This is a genomic window from Thalassolituus sp. UBA2009, assembly GCF_002335285.1.
Lineage (GTDB): Bacteria > Pseudomonadota > Gammaproteobacteria > Pseudomonadales > Oceanobacteraceae > Venatoribacter > Venatoribacter alkanivorans.
Map to the genome: position 1 here is coordinate 1 of NZ_DDCJ01000131.1, position 3,126 is coordinate 3,126.

Consider the following 3,126-nt stretch of genomic DNA (forward strand, 5'->3'; position numbering starts at 1 on the left):
CGACATCACGTCAAAGCGGCAGTCGGGCGGTGCAGCGCCGTAATGTTTCTGCAGATAATGTTGGGCGGTTTTGAGTAAACGCTGTTGCTTGTGGTGGGTAATGCTTTCAGCGCCGCTGCCGTGAATGTGGTTGGCGCGATAACGCACCTCAACAAACACCAGCACGTTACCGTGGCGCATAATCAGGTCTATTTCACCGCCACGGATGGTGTAATTGCGGCTGACGGCTTTCAGCCCCTGACGTTTAAGAAAGTGTTCGGCGGCCTGTTCAATCTCGGCGCCTTTTGTGCGGGTTGCAGGTTTACGGGTTGCAGGCTTTTCTGCAGCACGGGTTTCAGCGGCAGAGGAAGTCTCTGCCGTTTGCGCTGAATCCTGCGGAATTTTGTCTTTGCGGGTAAACCACATGGCATCCTTGCCCCGTGAATTGTGCGGTGTGAGTTCTCAGCGTCTGGCTAAACGCTGCGGCCGGCCAGAGCGGAACTGGGTACATTCGGTGCGGCGGTGAATGCGGCGCTCGTGATCCAGCGCCAGTGCGCCGGTGCTGCCAAACATCTGGCTGTGCGGGAATACTTCCAGCTGTTTTAACCGTGGCAGCAGACGGAAGGCATCCACGCCCATGGCGTATAAGCGGGCATAGCCTCCCTGACCATTCGGCATCACTTTTTCTACGGTGCGGTACAGCTCGCTGCTTTCCAGCAGCCAGGGTACGTCGCAGAACTGCACGCCGTTCAGGTCGCGGTCTTTGGTTGGATTCGGTTCGCCGGAATACACATGCGAGGTGGCGTATACCGGCAGATCACCGGCAAAGTTAAATGCCAGCGTCGGCTTGATCTGGCGGGCCTGCTGCGGCAGGGCAACCATAAATACCCAGTCGACATCCTGACGGCGGCGCGGCTCAAATTCGGTGCTCTGACGTAACAGACGGCGCATGGTCTGATACCGCTTCTGGCTGTCGTCGACGTTCAGCAGCGCTTTGATTTCCGGGTTGTAGTCCTGACGGTTCGGATAAAAACGCTGTTCGCCGATTTCACCACCCAGCTCCAGCCAGCGCTGTTCAAAGGCGGCATAAATACGCTCGCCCCAGTTGCCCTGTGGTACCAGCACCAGCGCGCGGCGCAGGCCATCGGTCCAGGCTTTTTCGGCAATCTGTACCGCTTCGTCTTCAGCGGCCAGGCCGAACTGGTAGAGGTTGGCGGGCAGGGTTTCGGCTTCGCTGCGGTCACCATAGTTCAGGGCCAGGGTTGGCAGCGGCAGGGTCTCGCGTTGCTGCAGCGCCTGCACCTGCATTTTGTTGATCGGCCCGATCACCCACTGCGCACCGTCGAGCTGCGCCTGAGCGTAGGCAATATCGATATCGCTGTATTTCTGGCTGTCGTACAGATGCACCTGCGGAATGGCGTAGCCTTTATCCAGGGACTCGTAGTAAGCGGCCATAAAACCATCGCGGATGGCGCCACCGGTTTTCTCCAGCGGGCCGGATAACGGCAGCATCAGTGCGACGCTGTGCGGACGGTTGGCCGCCAGATCAGCCAGCAGCGCCAGGCCGCCGGGTAATTGTATCGCTGCCGGGTGAGCCGGATTCTGTTCGCGCCACGTAGTGACCGCCGCCAGATGTTCGTCCAGTGTCAGGCGTGAGTTACGGGAAATCGCCGCCAGTCGCAGCCAGTCGCCAAACTGGGTGGCCGGGGTTTTTTCTGCCCATTCCAGCAGCTCGACTTCCGGCATGGCCATTAAATCCTGCCAGATTTGCTCATGATTCTGCTCGCGCTGCTCCGGATTTAATGCGCCGGATAAAAAATCACGCTCGCGCGCGGCGGCCAGATATTCGCCATTGCTTTCGTACCAGCGCGCTTTTAACAGGCTGGCGCGCAGTTCCTGCTCCGGCGTGGCGTAATCCATACGCTGGGCAAGCTGGCTGAGATATTCGCCGGCAATTTCCGGCTCATTGCTGCCCAGATGCATCTGCGCCGACAGCAGCAAAAATTCCACCTGCTCCTGTGGCGTGAGCACACGCTCGTGCAACAGTTGCAATTGCAGCGCAGCATTGCCAAACTCGCCGTCGTCGAGTTCGCCGCGAATCTGCTGCATTAATACTGAATTACTCTGACTACTGCTTTCGGTAAGGCTGTTGTTGCCCAGCCCGGTTTGTCCCGGTGTGGTAGAACAACCGCTTAAACCCAGACCCGCGCTGACAACCAGCAGCGATAATCCGCGTAACCAACGATCAGGTAAGTTTCCCCGCATGACTTCAGATCCCAGAATGCAGGTCGGCACGTTTTACGTCGTGGCGACACCCATTGGTAATTTGGCTGACCTCACCGAGCGTGCAAAGCAGGTGCTGACCAGCGTTGATGTAATTGCCTGCGAGGATACCAGACATACCGCAAAATTACTCCAGCACCTGGGCCTGCGAAAGCCGCTGTTATCGGTGCACGAACACAACGAACGCGAGCGTGTAGAACAGATTGCCCGCCATCTGGAACAGGGCCAGAGCATGGCGCTGGTATCCGATGCCGGTACCCCGTTAATTTCCGATCCGGGATATCCTTTGGTGCAGGCGCTGCGCGCGCGCGGCCTGAATGTCAGCCCGATTCCCGGCGTCAGTGCCATTATTACCGCCCTGAGTGCTGCGGGCCTGCCGACCGACCGTTTTACTTTTGAAGGTTTCTTACCGCATAAAAGTGGTGCCAAACGCGAAAAATTACTGGCTCAGGAACAGGAAGCACGCACCCTGGTTTACTACGAATCCAAGCACCGGATTCTCGATACGCTGGAAGTCATGGCTGAGGTTTTTGGCGCAGAACGTCAAGCCTGTGTTGCTCGTGAATTAACCAAGACCTTCGAGACTTTTTATCACGGCACACTGCCAGACATTCTCAGCCAGCTGCAGGCGGATGCCGACCAGCAGAAGGGTGAATTCGTGGTGATGATTGCCGGCAACCCCGATCCGGCCCCGGCCAGCGAAGTCGACAGCAACAAATTGTTCCGCCTGCTGCTGGCCGAACTGCCACCGAAAAAAGCAGCGGCCATTATTGCCGACCTGACCGGCGAGAATAAAAAAGAGCTGTACCAGAAAGCGCTGGAAATGCAGGGAAAAGCTTAAACACAGGTGTCTGCGGGTATTCC

General features: G+C 57.6%; 3 protein-coding genes. 1 reads left to right on the forward strand and 2 read right to left on the reverse strand.

The genetic code is table 11. The features are described 5' to 3' along the window. Positions 1-405: YraN family protein (locus B3P58_RS15780; RefSeq protein WP_286718969.1), on the reverse strand; the 405-nt coding region annotated here is incomplete at its 3' end. Positions 406-441: 36 nt separating this feature from the next. Continuing rightward, on the reverse strand, positions 442-2,244 hold the full coding sequence (locus tag B3P58_RS15785) for a penicillin-binding protein activator (protein WP_286718970.1): 1,803 nt from the start codon (positions 2,242-2,244) through the stop codon (positions 442-444). Between B3P58_RS15785 and rsmI the strand changes: the two genes are divergently transcribed. After that, positions 2,243-3,103, forward strand: a complete 861-nt coding sequence (gene rsmI / locus B3P58_RS15790; RefSeq protein WP_230331814.1) for a 16S rRNA (cytidine(1402)-2'-O)-methyltransferase — start codon at positions 2,243-2,245, stop codon at positions 3,101-3,103. The genes B3P58_RS15785 and rsmI overlap by 2 nt on opposite strands. Positions 3,104-3,126: the final 23 nt, after the last annotated feature.

Coding starts and splice junctions, on each gene's coding strand:
- B3P58_RS15785 (WP_286718970.1), bottom strand. CDS start 2,244: ATGCGGGGAAACTTACCTGATCGTTGGTTACGCGGATTATCGCTGCTG.
- rsmI (WP_230331814.1), top strand. CDS start 2,243: ATGACTTCAGATCCCAGAATGCAGGTCGGCACGTTTTACGTCGTGGCG.